This is a genomic window from Streptococcus sp. HMSC10A01, from assembly GCF_001807785.1.
Taxonomy (GTDB): domain Bacteria; phylum Bacillota; class Bacilli; order Lactobacillales; family Streptococcaceae; genus Streptococcus; species Streptococcus gordonii.
Map to the genome: position 1 here is coordinate 295,902 of NZ_KV790983.1, position 20,562 is coordinate 316,463.

The 20,562-nt window shown below is 40.1% G+C and carries 19 protein-coding genes; 6 read left to right on the forward strand and 13 right to left on the reverse strand.

Annotation, left to right across the window (positions count from 1 at the left end; translation table 11 throughout):
• Positions 1–48: 48 nt before the first annotated feature.
• Entirely contained in the window at positions 49–462 is a 414-nt protein-coding gene (locus HMPREF3108_RS08580; protein WP_070494233.1) for a YjdF family protein, read from the reverse strand.
• Between the two features lie 288 nt (positions 463–750).
• On the opposite strand from HMPREF3108_RS08580, the gene HMPREF3108_RS08585 reads away from it, so the two are divergent.
• On the forward strand, positions 751–1,677 hold the full coding sequence (locus tag HMPREF3108_RS08585) for an alpha/beta hydrolase family protein (protein WP_070494234.1): 927 nt from the start codon (positions 751–753) through the stop codon (positions 1,675–1,677).
• 656 nt (positions 1,678–2,333) lie between these two features.
• On the opposite strand, the gene rpsO is transcribed toward HMPREF3108_RS08585, so the two are convergent.
• Positions 2,334–2,603 carry a 30S ribosomal protein S15 gene (gene rpsO / locus HMPREF3108_RS08590; protein WP_004193424.1) on the reverse strand — a complete coding sequence of 90 codons (270 nt, stop codon included), beginning with the start codon at positions 2,601–2,603 and terminating at the stop codon, positions 2,334–2,336.
• Between rpsO and HMPREF3108_RS10535 the strand changes: the two genes are divergently transcribed.
• Positions 2,602–2,814, forward strand: coding sequence for a hypothetical protein (locus tag HMPREF3108_RS10535; RefSeq protein WP_083277177.1), 213 nt, complete (start codon positions 2,602–2,604; stop codon positions 2,812–2,814). The genes rpsO and HMPREF3108_RS10535 overlap by 2 nt on opposite strands.
• A 17-nt stretch (positions 2,815–2,831) precedes the next feature.
• Here HMPREF3108_RS10535 and HMPREF3108_RS08595 read toward each other — a convergent pair whose 3' ends face one another.
• From HMPREF3108_RS08595 to HMPREF3108_RS08645, 11 genes are all read right to left on the reverse strand, one after another.
• On the reverse strand, positions 2,832–4,217 hold the full coding sequence (locus tag HMPREF3108_RS08595) for a DUF4832 domain-containing protein (protein WP_070494236.1): 1,386 nt from the start codon (positions 4,215–4,217) through the stop codon (positions 2,832–2,834).
• A 16-nt stretch (positions 4,218–4,233) separates the two neighbouring features.
• The gene (locus HMPREF3108_RS08600; protein ID WP_045505526.1) at positions 4,234–4,905 is read right to left on the reverse strand and encodes a DUF4956 domain-containing protein; all 672 of its coding nucleotides are present in this window, start codon (positions 4,903–4,905) and stop codon (positions 4,234–4,236) included.
• Between the two features lie 18 nt (positions 4,906–4,923).
• Entirely contained in the window at positions 4,924–5,658 is a 735-nt protein-coding gene (locus tag HMPREF3108_RS08605; RefSeq protein ID WP_020992807.1) for a polyphosphate polymerase domain-containing protein, read from the reverse strand.
• Positions 5,645–7,420: a CotH kinase family protein gene (locus HMPREF3108_RS08610; RefSeq protein ID WP_070494238.1), complete on the reverse strand. Its 1,776-nt coding sequence runs from the start codon at positions 7,418–7,420 to the stop codon at positions 5,645–5,647. Before HMPREF3108_RS08610 ends, HMPREF3108_RS08605 begins: the two co-directional genes overlap by 14 nt.
• Positions 7,413–8,858: an exopolysaccharide Pel transporter PelG gene (pelG, locus tag HMPREF3108_RS08615; RefSeq protein ID WP_070494240.1), complete on the reverse strand. Its 1,446-nt coding sequence runs from the start codon at positions 8,856–8,858 to the stop codon at positions 7,413–7,415. Before pelG ends, HMPREF3108_RS08610 begins: the two co-directional genes overlap by 8 nt.
• On the reverse strand, positions 8,858–10,258 hold the full coding sequence (gene pelF / locus HMPREF3108_RS08620; RefSeq protein WP_061596153.1) for a GT4 family glycosyltransferase PelF: 1,401 nt from the start codon (positions 10,256–10,258) through the stop codon (positions 8,858–8,860). Before pelF ends, pelG begins: the two co-directional genes overlap by 1 nt.
• 20 nt (positions 10,259–10,278) lie before the next feature.
• Entirely contained in the window at positions 10,279–12,108 is a 1,830-nt protein-coding gene (locus HMPREF3108_RS08625) for a DUF2194 domain-containing protein (RefSeq protein ID WP_070494242.1), read from the reverse strand.
• A gap of 9 nt (positions 12,109–12,117) precedes the next feature.
• Positions 12,118–13,017: a hypothetical protein gene (locus tag HMPREF3108_RS08630; protein ID WP_070494244.1), complete on the reverse strand. Its 900-nt coding sequence runs from the start codon at positions 13,015–13,017 to the stop codon at positions 12,118–12,120.
• A gap of 1 nt (position 13,018) precedes the next feature.
• A complete protein-coding gene (locus tag HMPREF3108_RS08635) occupies positions 13,019–14,800 on the reverse strand; it encodes a Rossmann-fold NAD(P)-binding domain-containing protein (protein WP_070494246.1) in 1,782 nt (593 codons plus the stop codon).
• 474 nt (positions 14,801–15,274) lie between these two features.
• Positions 15,275–16,003 (reverse strand): pseudouridine synthase, encoded by a 729-nt coding sequence (locus HMPREF3108_RS08640; protein WP_070494248.1) that lies wholly within the window; start codon positions 16,001–16,003, stop codon positions 15,275–15,277.
• Position 16,004: 1 nt separating this feature from the next.
• Positions 16,005–17,147 carry an MFS transporter gene (locus HMPREF3108_RS08645; protein WP_070494250.1) on the reverse strand — a complete coding sequence of 381 codons (1,143 nt, stop codon included), beginning with the start codon at positions 17,145–17,147 and terminating at the stop codon, positions 16,005–16,007.
• Between the two features lie 155 nt (positions 17,148–17,302).
• On the opposite strand from HMPREF3108_RS08645, the gene def reads away from it, so the two are divergent.
• From def to HMPREF3108_RS08665, 4 genes are all read left to right on the forward strand, one after another.
• The gene (gene def / locus HMPREF3108_RS08650) at positions 17,303–17,917 is read left to right on the forward strand and encodes a peptide deformylase (RefSeq protein WP_045505510.1); all 615 of its coding nucleotides are present in this window, start codon (positions 17,303–17,305) and stop codon (positions 17,915–17,917) included.
• Between the two features lie 229 nt (positions 17,918–18,146).
• Positions 18,147–19,190 carry a bifunctional glycosyltransferase family 2/GtrA family protein gene (locus tag HMPREF3108_RS08655; RefSeq protein ID WP_070494251.1) on the forward strand — a complete coding sequence of 348 codons (1,044 nt, stop codon included), beginning with the start codon at positions 18,147–18,149 and terminating at the stop codon, positions 19,188–19,190.
• A complete protein-coding gene (locus HMPREF3108_RS08660; protein ID WP_070494253.1) occupies positions 19,187–20,086 on the forward strand; it encodes a phosphodiester glycosidase family protein in 900 nt (299 codons plus the stop codon). Before HMPREF3108_RS08655 ends, HMPREF3108_RS08660 begins: the two co-directional genes overlap by 4 nt.
• Positions 20,067–20,483 (forward strand): hypothetical protein, encoded by a 417-nt coding sequence (locus HMPREF3108_RS08665; protein WP_011999846.1) that lies wholly within the window; start codon positions 20,067–20,069, stop codon positions 20,481–20,483. Before HMPREF3108_RS08660 ends, HMPREF3108_RS08665 begins: the two co-directional genes overlap by 20 nt.
• The last annotated feature ends 79 nt before the right edge of the window (positions 20,484–20,562 follow it).

The window sequence follows — 20,562 nt, forward strand, 5'->3', positions numbered from 1 at the left end:
AAAAGCCTCCCATAGGAAGACTTTTTATGCGAATAAGAAAAACCAAGCTCAATGCCCCTTATGCTTTTCCAATCTTTTTTGCTGTTTGAGTTCGAATTTCCTTTGCTTAGCCAGTTCTTTCTGCTGCTTGCGCTTGACTTGAGCGATTTTCTTTTGCTCTTCAAATTGCAGACTCAGCGCTTCCTGAGACTTTGAAGACCGTGAAGCCAGCTGCTCTTTTTTAGCCTGTCTCTGCAAGCGTTTAGGACTGACCGACTTAGTCTTCTCCTTCACCCTGATGCTAGGACTAAACTGCAACCGATGATAATAACGGTTTAGAAAATCCAACAATCCCTGCGTGCTAGGCTCTGCACCAAAGGTGACTCGGCAAACTCTATAAGATTGAGCATGTTCCTGCTCGAAAAGACCGTGCCAAAATCCCTCTTCAAAGTAAACTGTCAGCGTCATTGAAATCTTATCCATGACAGCACCTCCTTTAAAAAATCCCTAAGAATGGACAACCAAGGAGGAAGGTTACTGACAAAAAATGGTTTTTTGCGTCTGGACTACCAACCAGAACTGTGTTTTTATCTTAGTAGCTACAGTCTAGCAAGATTTTCTAAAAAATTCAAGATTATCAGAATCTCGCTTAGATAAGTGAATTGGATTTTCTTGTATGAAAGGCAGAAAAATCAAAAAACAAGAAAGCTCTCTTCTTGTAAAATACATTCATTTCCGCTATAATACTACAAATACTGAAAGGAGAGAACTATGAAGTATATTTGGACTTTCTTAGCAGTCTTGAGCCTAGCCGGACTTGTACTTTTCTTCTACTTGTCCCAAACCAAACCAATTCATACTCCTCCTAAGCGCGAAAGTACACAGACAACTTCTAGTGAGAAGAACGACGATCAACCGACTCCGACAGAAGACATCGTGTCTGAAGAATACAGCGTTTCATACGCTGACAAGCAACTCTACGGAAAGATTACTGCTCCTTCTGACTACAAGAGTCAAAAATTGCCGACTATTGTTATCGCACATGGATTAAATAACACCCTTGAGCAATATGAAATGTACAGCCAACTGCTGGCAAAGCAAGGTTATCTGGTTTACAGCTTTGATTTCTACGGAGGCAGCCGTCAGTCGAAAAGCGGTGGACAGGATATGCTGAATATGTCGGTCAAGACCGAACTCACAGACTTGACCCAAGTCATGGAAAAGCTGAGTTCCGAGGCCTTTATAGATAAGAGCAAAATGAGCTTATTCGGAGCCAGCCAAGGTGGGGTTGTTGCTAGTCTCTACGCAGCTTCTTATCCAGATCGTGTGCACAAGCTCCTGCTTATCTTTCCAGCTTTCGTTCTTTTCGACGATGCCAAAGCGACTTATCATGAGCTAGGGAGCCCAGACTTCGATCAATTTCCAGACAGCCTGACACACCACAATACTACTCTGGGCAAGATTTATCTAATCGATGCCTTAGACATTGACATCCAAGCAGAGCAGGCCAAAATCACAGCTCCGACCCTCATTATCCATGGTACCGATGACGCAGTCGTTCCCTACCAGTATGCGGTTCAAGCGAGTCAGACCATTCCAAATGCAGAGCTAATCACTGTAGAAGGCGGAGAACATCGCATTGACGAAAGATTTGCTATCACTGCCGCTCCTGCCATCCAAAAATTCTTGAAAGAGTAAATTTGTTGATAGAAAGAGTTCTTCTAAAGGATAGAAGGACTTTTTCTCTGTAAAATTGGAAAATTTACAGAGAAAACGATATTTGAAGATCTTAAAACGAGTTAAGGGGCAAGGAGAATAATCGTTCTCCGAAACCCAGAAAACTGATTTGAGCTCGGACTAAAATCCTAGTGAAAATAAAAAATCTCCTCGAAGAGAGAAGATCTGGTTTAGTTTACCTTACAGTGCTAGGAACCGTAACCGAAGATAATACTTGAGTATATCAAGGTAAGGTGACGGAACAGAAAAAGCTCCATGAAGTCAGAGAGCTAATTTGAGCTCAGGCTAAAATCCATGAAAAAAGCTACCCAATTAGAGTAGCTTCATTATCAAGATATGCTCAATTGAATACGGCCTAAATGAGTTGATAAAACAAAAAAGCCCTCTGAATCCAGAGAGCTATTTTGGGCTCGGGCTAAAATCCTAGTGAAAAAGATGAAACTCCTTGTGTTCATCGAAACGGTGTCGTTTCCCTATTTTCATACGGATTTTTAACGCCTTTGGCATCATGATTCTTGCTGGATAAAACGTTTATAAACTAGGCGACGAGTCGAAGATTGTACTAATGGTACATCGAGACGAAGTCAACGAAGTATAGAAACGTTTTAGACGCAAGATTAACGACGAAGTCCAAGAGAGTTAATCAACTCACGGTAACGGTTAACATCGTTTTTACGCAAGTATGCAAGCAAGTTACGACGGCGACCGATTTTCTTCATCAAACCACGGTAAGTAGCGTGGTCTTTTTTGTGTTGTTTGATGTGGTCGTTGAGGTGGTTGATTTCCCAAGTAAGGACAGCAACTTGTACCTCTACTGAACCAGTGTCACCTTCGTGACGTGCATATTGTGCAATGATTTCATTTTTTTTCTCTTTTGAGATTGCCATGATATACTCCTTTTCTTTACGCTTCATCCGAGTGGCAGGTTTGGCATGGCCTGCAACCAAGAAGAAGTTATTTGTCTTTACGACATTCTTATTCTACCAAGAAGGACCAGCTTTGTCAAATCATCCTACTTTACGTCGTCTTAGTCATTCATTAATCAACCCTAGCCACATAATTCCAGGAATAATAGCTAAAAAAGAAGTGCTGCAATAGGCAGAGCACTTCATTTTTTATTCATCCGTTGCAGCATCATAGAGAGTCAGGACAGTCTGGTCTTCTTGACCCTCATTTGCAAAACGAATAGATGGTTGGTTTGTTAAAGGAGAGATAATTCCTATAGCAACCTTATAGCCCTTATCCTTATCCATCAGATCAGAAGTTGAAAGTGAGACTTCAATCTTTTCCTCTTTATCTGGTAAAAGCTTGGTCAAATCAAGAGAAAGTTTCTTAGTTTCTACAATCTCCCCAGATTTATCAAGGACATAAATCTTAGTTTCCCAATTCCGATAAAAAGGAGCCACTCCTTTGTTTGCTAAAGTAAGAGTAAGCTTGGTTTCATCGCCTTGAAGCTTCAAGGACGCTGAAGGAACCCACAATCTATAACCCATATTTTTCAACACTTCGTTATAGCCCGTGTCATCCTTCTCATCAAGCACCTCAGCAATCTTAGGTCCCAAGAAGCTTGTATGCGATTGTTGAACTTCTTTAATCGTTTGTTCTAAATTATTCTTGAGAATGTTTTTCATGCTTACTGCACTAGTAAACTCACCACCAATCGGTGCAGTTTGCCAGGCGTCAGGCATCGCTACAAGGCCATCCTTCGCTTCTTCCTGGTCATAGTCGCCACCAGATTTTATCCAATCCAGCCAAACCTTAGTGCTTTCTTTCTCTCCGACCATATCATTATAAAGGCCGAAGCCATGCTTCTTCGCAGCCACAAAAGGGCGACGCATTAAAATATTGGCTTTTGGAAAAGCTTGAGTCCATGGAGTGATAAATTTTTCACGGATTGCTGCTTCTGGTAATTTTCTGATGTTTACCTCATCATTGACGTGCCATTCTCCCCAATGGCCGAGAACTCCAAGCTGAATAAAGGCAATTTGCCCACTTTTAGCCCAGCGCTCTCCCATAGCAGCAACAGCTTTTTGATAATAAGAAATCAAGGTTTTATCTGAATAATTAGGAGAAAAGCCTTTCCCATAGTCAGACTCATAGCGGTCCCCCGGATCAGACATTTCTTTTATGAGCCAAGAAGGAATATCTTCATGAGAAGTATTGGAAGGATAGTCTAAGACAAAGCGTAGAACAATGTACTTTCCTTCCTTTTTCCAGCGTTCCATCTGGTTGCTTTCTTCTATCTTGTCCCAATCATATACACCCTTTTGGGCTTCTAATTCTTTCCAAGTGACATCCATATATACCAGTTGAACATCGTCAGAAAGCTCCGATTCCTCTGCGGATGGTGCATAGCCCATCAAGGGATTTGGAATTGCCTCCTCAGAGTAGGTAAAAGTATGGTTTACTTGTTTTTTATTATTCAAGGAAGTTAAGAAAAAACTACCAAAAATCGTGGCTACTACTAAAATAATTAAACTGTATCGCAACTTTTTATTCATTCCATTTCCAATCATGCTATCCGTGATACTCACCGTTGTATTGGATAAGTGTCACGTCTGAAACCTGTTCAATATTCCGAATGCGTTCTACAAATGTGAAATCGTCTTTTTTGCAGAGGACTTCAACTGCCATTTCGACAGCATCTCCTCTAAGGGTCTTGGATTTCACAAAGTACTTGATCTTACCAAAAGATTGGATGATGCGGTCTCCTGTTTCATCTCCTTGGTAATGAATAATGAGAATGAAGACCCTACCTTGGTGCTGCATCCGACTAAAAATGAGTAGCATTGCAAAAATGACAACAGCTGTCACAATGGCTAAGATATACATACCTGCGCCAACTGTGATTCCTGTGGTGATGGCCCAGAACAAATAAAGCAGGTCCATGGGATCTTTTACAGCCGTCCGGTAACGTACAATGGAAAGGGCACCGACCATCCCCAAAGAGATAACAACGTTGGTACTAATTGCCAAAGTAACCATGGCTGTTAAGATCGACATCCCAATCAAGGTCATAGCAAAACTTCTTGAATAGACAACTCCAGTGAAAAATCGCTGATAAACAAAGTAAATAAAAGCTCCTAATGCGATTGCTAATAAAAGAGTGGCAAGAATTTTTACAGCATTTTGGGAAGTAAAATTCTCTGATTTTAATATTGATTTTTTAATCATATCTTGAACACTCATTCTTTTCTCCTATCTCTCCTAATAATCTGTGTCAAACCAGTACTCAAAATCATGCAAATATCTTGTCTTTTCATAGCAAAGAACGTATTTTGATACCGCGATAAACTCTGAAGCTCCGGGGGGAATAATATCTTTGATAATCTGCGGTTGCATCTCTGTATATTTCACCTCAAAAACCAACTTGCCCTCCGGAAGAACTGGTATAGTCGGTAAGTTAGGATCAAATATATCATAGCTACCAACAGCTGCTCGAACATTTGAATCAAAGGTCAAGCGTACTGTCCCTGCATCGTAAACCCACGGTTCCCGCTCGTAGTCAACAATTACACGAGGACGCATAACATTTGTCACACATTCAAAATAAAATTCCCGACAAAGAGGATGGGGACTATGGAGTAGAAATCCATAGTCACCTTCAATAATTTTTTCCACCTCTTCTCGTGTTAAAGGTGCTGCTTCCTTATAGATATAATTTTCAAACTTTTTCTTTCTTTCCAACTTGATGCTACGATCGCTAAAATTATAAATTCTAATTCGATATTTCTTTCGCATCAAAATCCCTGCAGCCTTTTCCTCATAACTACTATTCCAGTAATCGTCAAAATAAAGACTGCGAATGGTGTACCCTCCGTTTTGAGCGTGTCTATCCAAATTTAGAATAGACTCAAACCGTTGAGTAAGTAAGGCTTTTTCTTTTAAACCGATGAGATATTTCGCTTCATGGCGAAACTGCTCCTTTTTATCTGTTTTCATAAGTGTCAACCTTGATTCCCCCATCTTCCATTACATAGAAGCCTGAGACACCAAATTGTTTGGTAGTGTCTGTCCGATAGTAGTCAAAGGCCGCTTGTGAATTACCTGTTTCATTTGTAGCGAAAATTCGGATAAAGTATTGACCCTTAGGTAAACGGTCTGTCTTAATGCTGAGCTCCTTGATCCCCTTCTTATCTAGTATTTTTTCTTTGAAGCTTGGATCCTTGGCAAGTTCTACGTGATAGGTAATCTCTTGATTATTAAAATCATAAGAAGGTAGCCATCTTAGGACAAGTTTCTTTCCTTCTACTTTAGGTTGGTCAATGTAGAATGGCTGAGGAGATTGCAGGCTCTTCTTATAGTCATGATAATTTTCCTCTACTTCTTTTGGTAGAGCATCCAAGACCTGATTATACTGGTCCTCATTAAAATACAAATGGCCCAAATCTGGCATACGAGACAGATATGGTTTTACTATTTTAGCATAATTCTTACTCAAATCGCCAATATTTTCTGGTTTCAGCTGATTTTTATATAACTCATCAACTGTTCTTTCCAAACCGGTTCTGAATCTTTCTGATTTGAGCAAGCGTTGGAACAAGTGATTTCCCCAGTAGTTGCTGACTCCGTATTGCCAACTATTTTCTCCCAATGCATCTGGCTTACGAATTGCATACTCACTTTTGTGTAGGGAATCGTCCAAGTCCCAAGGTAAGATATACCAGCGTGTCCCATTCTTTGGACTGTAGAGGAACATATTCCGGTTTTGACTGTCAATATTACCCATCAAAATCTGAAAGGCCATCCAGTACTGGACATTTTGCGCATCAAAATATTTTTCTAGGAACTCATCACTTGAGACTGACTCGTCGTTTAGTTTATCCAACATGTCAATCAGCTTGGTATGGTCCTTGTCTCCCTTGACCTCTAAACGAGACTCGAATTTTTTCTTATCAAATTGAGGATCATCTTCTTTTCGAATAGCATCAGGCTCTCTGTAGAATTCGAAATTATTAATCTTATAGAGATGGCCACTTTGGTCAAGACCATGAGCTTCAAGAGCCGTCTTGTTTAACTGTTCAACTTGCGTATAGATTCCGTAATCTTCAAACCCCTTCGATTCTTCTCCTGTCTCATCTTTGACATAGAGATGGATAAATTGGGTTCGTAGTCCTACAATTTGCGGAATTCCTTCTATTAGCTTAAAAGCTAGCTTATTACGGAAACGCAGATAGTCATAGGGATGCTTATTTAGGTTAATGGTCCGTTGGCCTTCCCATCTTCCCTTGCTCCTTTTTATCTCAACCTTATAATTCTTTTGACTGGCTCTACTAGAGCTTTGCCCACGGATCTGAACCGTAGCATTGGGAACTTCTTCTCCAAAACCGAACTGTCCTGACTCAGGTCCTTTTTCATTGCCCACTTGCAGGAGGCCTTCGACTTGATAGCGTTTCACACCCATTTTTTCATAATCATAAGCTGAATATTGGTTGACTTCACTCCAAGAATGATTGGTGTTTTCGACTGTATTCCCCCGTCTAACAGTCAAATACATGGTAATCACATCCGGATCCCCTTGGTTATACAAGGTTTCTTTGTCATAAAGATGCAAGTCATTAATATTTTGCACCTTTTCCTTCTTCACCTTTTGGGTCACTTTGTCTTTTCCAGTATTTCCTGTGTTATCAAAAACTGCTAAAAGAATAAAGGCGAGGGACATCAATCCAAAGACTAGTAGAAATTTACCCCACTTATTATTCATCATTTCTCCTCGCTTCCAACGTATTATACAGCTTAGTAAAGAATCCTACTTCTTCACGTGAAACGACATCCTGACTTCCTAAAACACGATAAGGAAGATCTTTGGTATATTCAGTCAAACGAGCACTTGTTGTTAAATAAAGTATTAGTGAAGCTAATAAAAAGCCATAACCGATAAAAGATGTATCCATAAACTGAGTCAGAATACTAAAGATAACTGAAATTCCAGCAAACCACTTGGCACAATCCTTAGCACCCTCATAGTCTACGAAATAAAGAAGTAAGAGTAAGTTAACATTTCCTACGGCATAAAGCCCGTAGCCCAAACAAAGGGTCTGAAAATAGCCTTTCATCTGACTATTAAAGCCTAGGGGTAGAACCCCCAACAAAACTATCCCCACAAACATCGCTAGCAAGGTTGCTAAGAGTTGCTTCCAAGATAAATATTTCAATTCATTTCGGAGAGTCCGAAGCATATCCACTTCCGTCTGGTTGATTTTATCAACACTTCCGACTCCATCGTACAGCTGGTAATATTTTCTAAATTTCGGATAAAATACAACTTCTACCGAAACCACAAAGCTCACAGTTGACACCAAGGTTACGAGATAGGCCAACATAGCTGACACATCATAGACAGGAGCTGTACGGAAAAGCCCTCCAATCCCCTTGCTCAAGGGCCCGAACCAGTTAATCACGATATGAGCAAAGAGCCCGATAAAAAGATAGATTCCAACCTTGAAAAGATTGAAATATTCATCAAACCAGATCAGAAACTCGAAATTGGCCTCATAGCTTTTCGGAAAATACCGATACATTATGCGAATCATTTGAATTAGGATATATGCATAAGCGATACAGGTACTCAGAAGCAAACCATAAGGGATCGACAAGGATAAAGCGAGGAATCCTGCTCCAAGCGTAATCAGGATCGCCGTTGCAAATGTTTTTAAGATACTGCGATAGTCTTTAACAGCTGTTAGGTAATTGACAGCATGCCAAATCAAGCATAATTCACTAAACAGTAGCAAATTTAAAACAATCTCCAGCAAGGGAATGCCTGATAAGAATAAGAACAAGCCGTAAGACACAAAGCCAATCCCCAACATCATGGCACCAGAAGAAAAGTATGAGGGCAGAACCCTTTCAAACTTTTCTTCATAGAGCATATCGGAGACATAGCGGGTCACAACCATAGAAAAAATATTGGTAATGGCTAAGGAAGCTAAGATTGAGTAGGAAATCAACCCCAACAGATGGTCGCGTTCGCTGTTGCCAAAACGACCAAAAACACTGAGATAAACAACTGCAAGAATCAGTAAAATCCCAAGAATCATCGGTCCAACATAAATAATGCCTGCATAGCCATATGCTTTTTGCTTGGCCAGGAAGCTTCCCTTATTATATACCTTTCTTAGTTCAAATCCCAATCCTGCCATTACTTCACATACTCCTTATACATTTGTCTATATTGGTCAATCATTTGATCATATTGGTAATATAGCTCGGCTCGTTTTTTAGCAGTTTTCCCCATCACCAGCCTTTCTTCTTCCACAGAAGCCATCCGTAGCATAGCATCAGCTAGGCCACTTAGATCAGTAGGGGGGACACAATACCCTGCTGGTCCCAAATTATCGTCTTCTCTTCCCTCCAGCAATTCTCTGCAGCAACCAACGTCTGTCGTTACACACGCTTTTCCAGCTGCCATTGCTTCTAGGACAGAAAGAGGTTGTCCCTCAGAAATACTGGTTAAAATCATAAAATCCATTCTTTTGAGGTATTCTTTGATGTCAACCCGGCCGGTAAAAATCAGGTTATCTAGCTTCAATTTTCGAACTAGATCATAACATTCATTAGCATACGCTTTATCATCTACACCTCCCATAACATAGAGACGCACATTAGGCATTTGGGCAGACACTTCATAAAAGGCATAAATCATGGTTTTAATATCCTTTATTGGAGCCATTCGGACCGCTGCACCAATGTTGATAAAGCCATCCCCCTCATGAGGAATTGTTGAAAAAGCTTCGTAATCAATTCCATTTGAAATGACTCGACACTTTTCTGGATCACAACCCATTTCTATCTGAATTTCTCTAGCTTTTGAAAATAGGCTGGTAATACAGTCTGCTTTTGAATAGACAGCATCTGAAAGAGTATAGAAAAAATCAATCCATTGTTTTCGCATGGACGGCAAAATCCAATCTGCTCGGATGATCTCTTCCTCACGCTCCCGTGTATAAATCCCGTGCTCAGTCAAAAGAAGGGGTTTCTTTGTCCGAACGCTCGCTAGTGTGGCCAAGATGCCACCATATCCTGTCGAAATTGCATGATATGCATCTGCAATCGGAATATCACTAGATAAAAGGGTCAAAAGCGGAAAAAGCATGGAGCGGATGGTATGAAACACATCCGACATTGGCTGCATGGCGTATCTTTCCGTACACAATTGCTGGATCATTTGGAAAAATTCTTCGCTAGCTAAGAAGCTATCCCGCTGGATTTTTCCATCTTGAAGCAAGTTAAAAATCAAAGACCAATCTGGTTTTGCGCAAAAAACTAATTGTTTTAGGGCTTCGTATTCTGCATCTGTTAAATCTCCAGATTCCTTATTCCCTACTTCTGATCCAGCTAGACTATCTAGGAAAACCTCTCGAACTTCTACTACATTAGGAGGAAATTCGTAGACGAATTGGCCTTTCTTTTCCTCGTTCGCTCCTATCACCCATACGATAAACTCGTGTTCCTTCATCTCGGTGATATACTGGTGCATCCAAGTAGATACACCTCCGTGAACATAGGGATAAGAACCTTCTAAAACCAAACAAATTCTCATTTTTCTTTTCTCTTCTATGTTTATTTGACCTCAATAGATACTTTGGCTGATGTTGCCTCCAGCAGATAGAGATTACCTGTTAAATGTTCGAGTTTGCCACCTTTGACTTTTCCAGGCTCTCCCTCGTTTAATCGAATCATTACATAAGCTTGATTATGGAAGTTTCCAAGTTCTAGCTCTAGGCCTGTATCTGTTCGATTCTGATTAATGGTTAAGATGGCATAGCGCTGGACTGCACCTGCCATTTCAGAACCTGTCAGACGCCGAATATTTGGAACAACTTTGTACAGGCTCTCAATTTCATTTTGGAAATCTTTATAGAGTTTGGGCCAGCCTAGTTTCGCACCTCGATCCTCATCTAAGACATCATCTGGATGAAGGAAATGAGTAGTGACATAGTGCATGTTTAACTCAGAAAATACGGTCAATTTTGAATAGGCATCCCATGAAGCACCCGAAACAATCCGAGGTTGTTCAATCATACCGTCATCTGCCACTTCAAATTCCTGGGAATAGGTGAATTTGCCTGGGAAATAATTACTAGCAATACTCTTGATTTCTGGGAATTTTTCTCGTAGAACTTGCCTTCCTTCTTTAGATAGAACGTTTGAAGGCGGGATATAAATCGACTTTTCTCCCTTTGGAAAGAGTTCTTTTGTAAAGCGAAGCAGTTCATTGATTGCAGAAGCCATAGCTTTCTTATCTTTCCAAGTTTTATAGGTTGGGAATTCATCACCATAGTCAACTCCCTTAGGCGTTAAAGGTTGGTGATTATAACCATGGTAACTGATCTCGCCTCCATTAGCCAAAAGCGACTTACCAAAATATTTAAATCGGTCTACGTCTTTTTGGCTATGAACATTTCCTGACGTGTCATCCTCATAATTTTCGATAACCCCACCTGTATACTTAATTCCATAAGTTTCAGCCAGCTTCAGCAAATCTGGCCACCAGATATTGGTATAAAAGTCCGAGATGCTCATATTATAGTCACGTTTAATATAAGTCGCATCTCCTGCAGGGACTGGAGATGGAAAGTCATCTAGGTAAAAAGTTGTTCCATTAATAACTGGATAAGCTGTCGCGGACGTCATCAAGCTATAGGAAGCTGCATACAGACCACGTACTGCCCTTTCATAAATGCCAAAATTATCAACTACAAACTTCCCTTGACCATGTTTCTTTTCCCAGACCAAAGGAGTTTTTGCCTCATCATCTGTCCAGGCGTGAACTTTGGCATCAGGTGATAGTATAACTGACCAAGCAGAATGGAAAGCGCCGTCGATGGCATAGCTTTTCCCACCACCAATCATAAAGTCTTTATCAATATAAATTTTCTTAACATAGGCATTTTCAAAACTAGAACTTGAAACGCCTAATTTTTGTTCGATTTCTGTTAGTTTGCTGTCCTTGGAGAGGGTTACAGCAAAGAGAACATTTCCTCCCTGCTCAACCCAATCCACCATCTCAAGCGCCTTGTCTCCCATGCCTTCCAAATCGCTCAGAAGCACAACTACTTTTTTATAATCAGAAAAACTAGGAATCGTCTCTTTTGAAATATCAACCAAGCGGTACCCCATTCTCATATCTTTGAGAATCTGAGTAAATTGCTCTTTTGCCCTTCGACTTGTATCATTGTTTTCATCATAAAGAACCAGATTATCCTGAGCTAAGCTGTCAAATACAGCATTAGACGAAGGGGCATTTTTTAGATAAATGTTTTTTTCAGGATTAACTGTATATTGTTCGCCACTCTTTTGAATCCACAAAACCGCAGATAACAAAAGAAAGATTACAATTACAATAATGGATTCTTTTGAATATAAGATTTTTCTTTTTTTCTTTGTCATCTTAAAAACCTACGATTGCCAGAAAGCTAGGCGTTCTCGATTCGCTTTAGAAATATAAATAGAACCATTTTTGATAGCTTCTACCAATTCTTCCAACCTTTCTCCCTGTCTCGTTTCAAAATAATATCTGAGATAGAGCATATAAATTTCTTCTTGTTGAGGCCATTTTTGAGAAATAGTATTCAAGTATTTTTCAACACTTTCATATCGCTTCAACAAGAGTTCATTCTCTATCAATTTCACATAATCAGAAAGCTGCTCTTTTTGTTGAAGTTTCTTTTCTAGGAGATGGGAATAATCTTTCCGCAAGACCTCTTCCATCCGCTTGGTCACCAGGTTTTTTTGGAGGTATGCCGCTAAAACTGCACAGTATTCTGCTAGAGTCCGGTAATCCGACGGATTTTCCTGGTGCTTTTTATCCAGTGTCTGTAGACGGATATCATATTGTCGAGATATTTCCGCAATCAAGGTCGTTGCGTAATGCACAACCTCTGTATCCTCATCCTGACGCGCTAGGAACAATAAGTCAATGAACTTAGCAGGAGCCCGACTGACTATCTCCATCAACATCCACCGAGAAACTTCTTTGTCTTGTAAGACAAGAGCTTCTTCTAGAGGAATAATTTCTTCAACGTGATCATAGGCACTTTCAACCCTACTCATTTTCTGAGTGTCATCTACGTCAAACCATTCTTCGAAATCGCCTTGAACCAGCGAAAGGTCAGATTCATCCTTTCGAATAGAACGATTCAAGCCCCAAAGTAAGATATAACCTAAAAAGGGTAGAGCAATAGGAAAGACTATGTAAAAGAGAGGTAGCTGCATCCGTTTTGTTTTTAATAAGATAAACGAATGCAGGCATAAAGCTAGGTCTAAAAAGACACAAAAACTAGTAATCATCCATTCCATTTTAGTTTCCTTGCCTCATTTCGCCGGGACTGCTATGCGTGGTCAGACCAGAATCTTTATTCATGCTAGAGAAGACTTGATAGTAACCGGCCTTATCTATCATAGACGCTGTCAGTTCACTTACCATCTGTAGGAAATGAAGTTTTGAGAAAGTCAATTGATCATAAGAAACTTCGTCGACCCATATCAAATAATGAAGCCCAGAAGCACTCTTCATTTCTACTGCAAAAACAGGATAGTCTGGAAGCATTTTTTTGTTAATCCAAACCGCTTCTTTTTCCAAACCTTCTTTCAACTGAGGATAGAGCTCTATCTTAAAGTTAGAAAAAGGAGACAAAGGGTAAAAATGAACTTCATCAGTTGAAAATTCTTCCCCAATGATTTTTTCGGCTTCAGCAATCACTTCTTCAACTGTTTTCTTGTTTAAACGTTTGTGAACAGCGTATAGTTGACTATTGCCATTGCTACTGCTCACTACTTTTTGAACTAGTGCATCTCGATCATGAGCCGCATCTTCATATGACAGAGTCAAAAAGTCATTTTGCTCATTCAACAACTGATTTTCTTTTTCCAGCAATTCCTTCTCATCTTGGTATTTCATCTGGATAATACCACAAATAAGAGCCACGAAGATATAAGCGGCAAATGGGAGCCATCTATCAGTGTTATATACAATTGATTGCCACTTATTACCTGCTGCTATGCTCGTTACAAATAAGCCTAAAACAGACAGAACACCAGCAAAGACGCCATATACTGTCCCAAAAATAGTACTAATTAAGGTTACAAATAAGAGGCGCACATCAATCATGCCTAGCTGATTAAATCTTGCAACGACAAAGCTGAGGACTTCTGACAAGAGAAAGGCCAGTAAAATCTCTGCTGTTTTTTGGAAATCATTATGACCCCGCAGTCTATAGATATTTTTCCTCAAACCGCGAAATTCAAGCCGTCTTAAAGGCTTACTTTCAGAAGCAAATTGGCAATAGAGATCTGATAAATCATCCAAAATAGAATAATGGATAAACCAACCATACCTACCACGCAGATTATTCTTGTCCATTGTTTGGTAGAGAGGCGATAGCTTATTGGATGATTGGAAGCCAATCGTACTGTGCGAAAGCTCTAAGTTTTGTAACTTGGTCGCCAACTGCTGGAAGGTATCCTGAAACGGACTAGGAATTGTTAGAACTTCAATCTCATCTGTCCAACTATTAAATACTTTATAAACAAGTTCTGCTAAGTCTTCTGAATTAATAAAGTTTGCCACTTCATCGGGCTGCTCATCGAAACGAATTGGCTGATTGCGTCGGATATTAGACATTAAACCGTAGAAATAGTCCTCTGGCTGTGTTGCAGAATAAACATAAGGACTTCTAATAATCTTGAGAGAACCACTGTAGGTATGAGCCCAATGCAAGCAAAGATTTTCTGCTGCTCTTTCTAAATCCTGAGGCAGATTGATGATTTCTGGTCCGGTCAGATAGATAATGTTAGACCAGGTCAATTTAGAAGTGTTTTTTAAGAAATCCTGTAGTCTTTCCAATTCCCCAATCTGTTGATTTTTATAGGTCAAGAAATTTGAAAGATACAAAATCTGATCGAAGCGATAATTTTCTAAGATTTCAGCGATTCCGATTGCTTCTGTCTTCTTAAAAACTGTTACTCGCTTTAGGCTAGTTAAGTTGGTCTTTCCAAAAATATAGACGTCGCTATTGGGGAAAGCCTCCTCAATGAACTCTTTAGTTATGTAACCTGTGTTTCCGAATAGTAAAGTCTTCACATTTCTCTCCTTTTTTTATATCCTTTGTTCGCCTTAAGAACAAAATTAGGTCGAAAATACTTTCATATATCGTATTATTTCACACTCAGTTTAAAATCATATAATTTTTTGGCAAAAATATCAAGTATATCACCCCGTAATTTACATAAAATACAGAAAGAACAATGACTTTATAAATTTAAGAATCAGATCAAACATTCGCTATATACAAAAAAACATCTCCGAGGATCATAATGCAACATAAAAAAACATTAGAAGGGCTCAAAGATTCACTCTTATTATACCACAAAAGGTTATCAATGAACACTATTCACCCGTTTCAAATCCAGACTTAATCTTACAAAAAATTCTCATCTTCAAATAATTGGAAACTTCCCACTATTTTGCAAAAATTTTGCAAAAATCAAAAGCACCCTCGAAGTCAGATTTTCATTCCAACCTCGAAGGTGCGACAATATTATAAAATTAAATTCATTATAATTCTACCTGAAATCTCTCCAAAGATTTCATCTCTTCTTCTGTTAAACGACGCCATTCTCCGAGGGCAAGCTCAGGATCCAATTGCAGGGGTCCCATCGAGAGGCGCTGAAGATCCGTAACTTCTTTTCCACAGGCAGCCACCATGCGCTTAACTTGGTGGAACTTGCCTTCAGCTAGGGTAATTTCTACGAGAGAGGTCTCTTTTTCCTCATCTACTTCTAAAATCTTGAGTTGAGCCGGTTGACAGGTAAAGCCTTTCAACTCTATCCCTCTAGCAAACCTCTCCACATCTGATTGATTCATCAAGCCAGCTACTTGAGCTCGGTAGATTTTCTCTACGTGTTTTTTGGGTGACAGCATAGCATGAGCTAGCTTACCGTTATTGGTCAGAAGGAGCAGACCATGGGTATCAATATCCAAGCGCCCGACAGGGAAGACTTCTTTCTGACGGGCAGTCTCATCCAACAAATCCAGAACTGTTTTATGTCGTTCGTCCTCTGTTGCTGAGATATATCCCTTAGGTTTGTTAAGAAGATAGTAAACAAACTTTTCATAGGTCAACTTTTGACCAGAAACAACAATCTGATCCGCCGTCTCGTTAATCTGAGTCTTGGGAGATTTTTCCGCTCTACCATTGACCAAAACTAAACCTTTTTTCAAGAGTTCCTTCACTTGGCTTCGTGAACCAAGACCATTTTCTACCAAAAATTTATCTAGGCGCATATTATTCCTTTGTGATATTGTAACTTAGCATTGCTATGATCATCATGACAACTCCTAGGACGGAGAAAATGAACAGCGGAGCTTGAGATAGATGACCAATCAAAGAAAGGAGAAATGTCGTCACAGAGGCACCACCACTGCAACCTAAAACAGTAATTGAAACAGCCTGATTGATTAGATGAGGGGGGATCTTTTCTGACACTGTATGAAAAACGGTCGTCAGAGTTATACTGTAGGTAAAGCCTGCAAAAAGGGCACTAAAAGCTAACATCCATATATTGCTGGAAAGACCAATCAGAATCAAGCTCAAGCCAAAACAAATTCCAATAATCGTCAGTAAACGGTCCTTAAAAATTCCGACCATAGGAGCAAAGCTAACACCAGCCACAATTCCAATTAACTGCATACCACTTAAAATCAAACTGGCCGTTTGAGCTGTCCCTATTTGATGGTACAACACTAGACTAGGTACGCGCAAGTTGATGGCTGTATTACTGAGTACAATTACCCCAGCCACCAAAGCTGATAATAAGGTGAAGCGGAACTGGCCTGCTGTCATTTTTTCTTTCTTGGCCTGCTTATGTTGATGAACTTCCCCTTTTTCATAAGGAACAAAGAGGAGAAAAAGTCCCAAAACCAAAAAGCAGAAGGTATAAACAAGGAAGGTTGCTGTCCAGCCAAAGCGCAAAAGTTGGCCGACTGCCAGAGTCAGAAGGGCTGTCCCCACTACTTCTGCTGATCCTCTATAGCCTAAGAGCTGTATGCGCTCATGACCTTGGTAACGCTCGCTAATAATTGAAATAGCCTTAGCATTGATCAAGCCTGTCCCCAAGCCAAAAATTAAACGGGAAAGAAAGACTAGATTATAGGATGGATTCAAAATGGGAACAAAGGCGCAAGCAGACATAATCAGCAAGCCAGTCACAATCATGATCCTTTCAGATAAGAAACGCTCAATTAGTCCATTCAACAAGAGCATGACCATAATCCCTATAGAGGGCAGGGACACTAGAAGTTCTATCCTATCGGCTGGATAGTCCTTATAAAAATCAAACATGGCCGGCAAGGCACTGGAGATTGAAAAAGAGGTTGTCAGTACCAAAGATAGACTCAGGATACTGATTTTTTCCATTGTTCTTTTCATTTTCTTTCCCTTCAATAACACACTATTAGTATCATACAGTTTTTTGCACAAAGACGCAATCTGTTTATTTAGAAAAATTCATCATCAAGTCGTCTTCTTTATTTCTAGTCTGTTTTGTGATATAGTATCTTATAGAAAGAAAGAGGAAAGAGAAGATGTCTGTTATTGAAAAACTTATTAAACCAGCTCATTTGATTGATATGAAGGATATTATTCGCGAGGGAAATCCAACCCTACGCGCTGTTGCTGAGGAAGTTTCTTTTCCCTTAGCGGACGAAGATATTCTTTTGGGCGAAAAAATGATGCAGTTCTTACACAATTCACAAGATCCAGTCATGGCTGAAAAACTTGGATTGCGTGGCGGTGTGGGACTGGCTGCTCCGCAGCTTGATATTTCCCGCCGTATCATCGCTGTTCTCTTACCTAACCCTGAGGATGAAAACGGCAATCCACCCCAAGAAGCTTATGCTTTAAAAGAAGTCATGTACAATCCTAAAATCGTGGCCCACTCTGTCCAAGATGCAGCTTTGGCTGATGGAGAGGGTTGCCTATCAGTCGACCGCGATGTCCCTGGCTATGTAGTCCGACATGCGCGTGTCACTGTAGATTACTTCGATAAAGATGGTGAAAAACATCGAGTAAAACTTAAAGGTTACAAGGCTATCGTTGTCCAACACGAAATTGACCATATCAATGGTATCATGTTCTACGATCGGATCAACGAGACAGATCCATTTGCCATTAAAGAAGGCATGTTAATTTTGGAATAATGGATCAAAAGTACAAAATTTCTGACTTCTGTCTCTTAACGAGGTGAGACCAGACTAACTGTTTAAACAAGTAGTCTGGCCTCCCTCTTTTTTCTTGTCTCTCGGCCATTTTTCCTTAAACAAATATTAAGCCAAACTTAAAGAAAACTGATATCAGTTAGCTTTAAGGACTGCTCTTTATACTGTTCTGTATCTTATCTATCAAACATCTAAGAAAGAGGTACAGCTTATGGATTATCTCGTTATTCCAGCTTATGAGCCAGATTACAATCTCATTCGCTTAATAAAAAAAGTTCGTGAAAAGAGTGACTTTGAAGTAATCGTAATCAATGACGGCAGTTCTGCTTCATGTAATCGTGTCTTCGAACAAGCAGCAACGTATGCAACTATCCTGCATCATTCTCTTAACCAAGGCAAGGGACAGGCCCTAAAGACAGCTTTTCGCTATATTCAGTCTCAAGATCGCTATGGTGTCATTGTCACAGCAGATGCAGACGGTCAACATAAGCTTTGGGACATTCTACGTGTTACCCGCTGTGCCCATGAGCAACCTCAGAAGTTAATCTTAGGAGCACGCTCATTTACCGGAAAGGTCCCTCTACGAAGTCGATTTGGAAATAGTCTGACTCGTCTGTTATTTAAGCAACAAACCGGCGTCGCTGTTTCTGATACTCAGACTGGCCTCCGTGCTTTCACTAGCAATATGCTTCCATTTATGCTTTCCATTAAAGGTCAACGCTATGAATACGAAATGAATATACTTCTGCAAGCCTGCAAGGCTTATCCAATCGTGGAAGTTCCGATCGAGACCGTCTACATCGATGATAATAAAACTTCCCATTTCAGACCCATTCAAGATGGCTTAATGATTTACAAAGATATGTTTAAGTTTGCTCTATCCTCACTAAGTAGCTTCATTGTGGACTATCTAGTCTACGCTGTCGCCCTACTCTTTCTGGTGGCTGTGCCGACAACTCTGCGTATTCTACTTGCCAATGGGATTGCCCGCGTTACTAGCTCTATTTTTAATTACTCCACCAATAAAAAGCTCGTCTTTAAAAATGAAGATAGCATTGCAAAAACAGGAAGTGGCTACTTTGGCCTGGCTCTGGGTTTGTTTATATTAGACACCCTTCTAATTAGACTCTTCTACGCTGTCTTTGGGATCAACCTTCTACTCGTTAAGATTTTGGTCGGCATTCTGCTATTTTCGCTCTCTTGGCTTATCCAAAAGAAGTTTATTTTTAAAGAAAGGACCCACACCGTATCATGAAATTATTTAAAAAATCTTATGTTTATGCTAGTCTTTTTGGCTTATTGTTGACAGCATCTTTCAGCTACTCTATGCTCAAAACCTTTGTCTTATCAGAGTCCATCACAACTGTTAAAGCCAATACTACAAGTAGTAGCACCAGTACAACGGCAACCAATGTCAGCACGTCTGATACTAGCTATAGTGACGACAATATCTCCATTACACTGACAGAAAAAACAGTGAGCAATACCCAGGTTTATATTGCTGACATAACTGTCAGCTCTGCTGAATATTTAAAAACTGCTCTGGCTCAAAACACATATGGAACCAATGTCACTGCCAAAACCTCTGTCACTGCTGCCAACAACAATGCTATTTTAGCGGTCAACGGTGACTACTACGGGGCAAATTCCACTGGCTATGTTATCCGCAACGGGGTTGTCTACCGTGATACCGTCCGAGAAGACTCCAGCAATGGCGATTTGGCGATTTACAAGGCCGGCTCATTTAAGATCATTTATGAGGACGAAACATCTGCAGAACAGCTGGTGAAAGACGGAGTTGTTAACCTCCTAGCCTTTGGTCCATCCTTAGTAGAAAACGGTGAGATTGTTGTTGACACTAATTCTGAAGTTGGTCAATCCATGTCTTCGAACCCACGTACAGCCATCGGTATTATCGACGAAAACCACTATATTATTGTCGTGTCAGATGGCCGGACCTCAGAAAGTCAGGGACTATCCCTCTATGAGTTAGCTGAAGTTATGAAATCGTATGGCGTCAAGACTGCTTATAACCTTGACGGTGGCGGATCTTCTACACTCTACTTCAATGGTCAGGTGATCAACAAACCAACGACCAATGGAAATATTTCAGAAAGGGCGGTGAGCGACATTGTCTACATCGGTTACTAATCCAAGCAAAAAACGTTTCAAGAAGACAGCTCTTGTCTATACTCTCTTAAGTATCTTCTTCTTTGCCTTTAGCCGTATATATGAATCTTTTAGCTTTGGTGAAACCTCTACCTATATGCACTATCTCTACGCAGTTCCTTTAGTTGGAGGCATCCTCTTATTAATCCTACTCAAGATCATTCCTAACCTCTCAAGACTCAGCCTCAACCTCTGGAACTCAGCAGTTGCTACTCTCACGGCGGGTGTCCTTTTCCGAGGCATTGTTAATCTATCTGGACGTTCCACGACGCTGGATCAGCCCTATATCTATACTAGCATCGCCTTTCTTGTATTAGCTGTACTCTCAATATTATTTACTAGAAGCGTCTGGACAGAAGAAAATAATCTTATTGATTAAATAAATAACAAAAACAACCGGAGTCTAAAATGACTCCGGTTGTTTCTTATGTAGGTAAGCTAACTTAAAAGATTTTTAA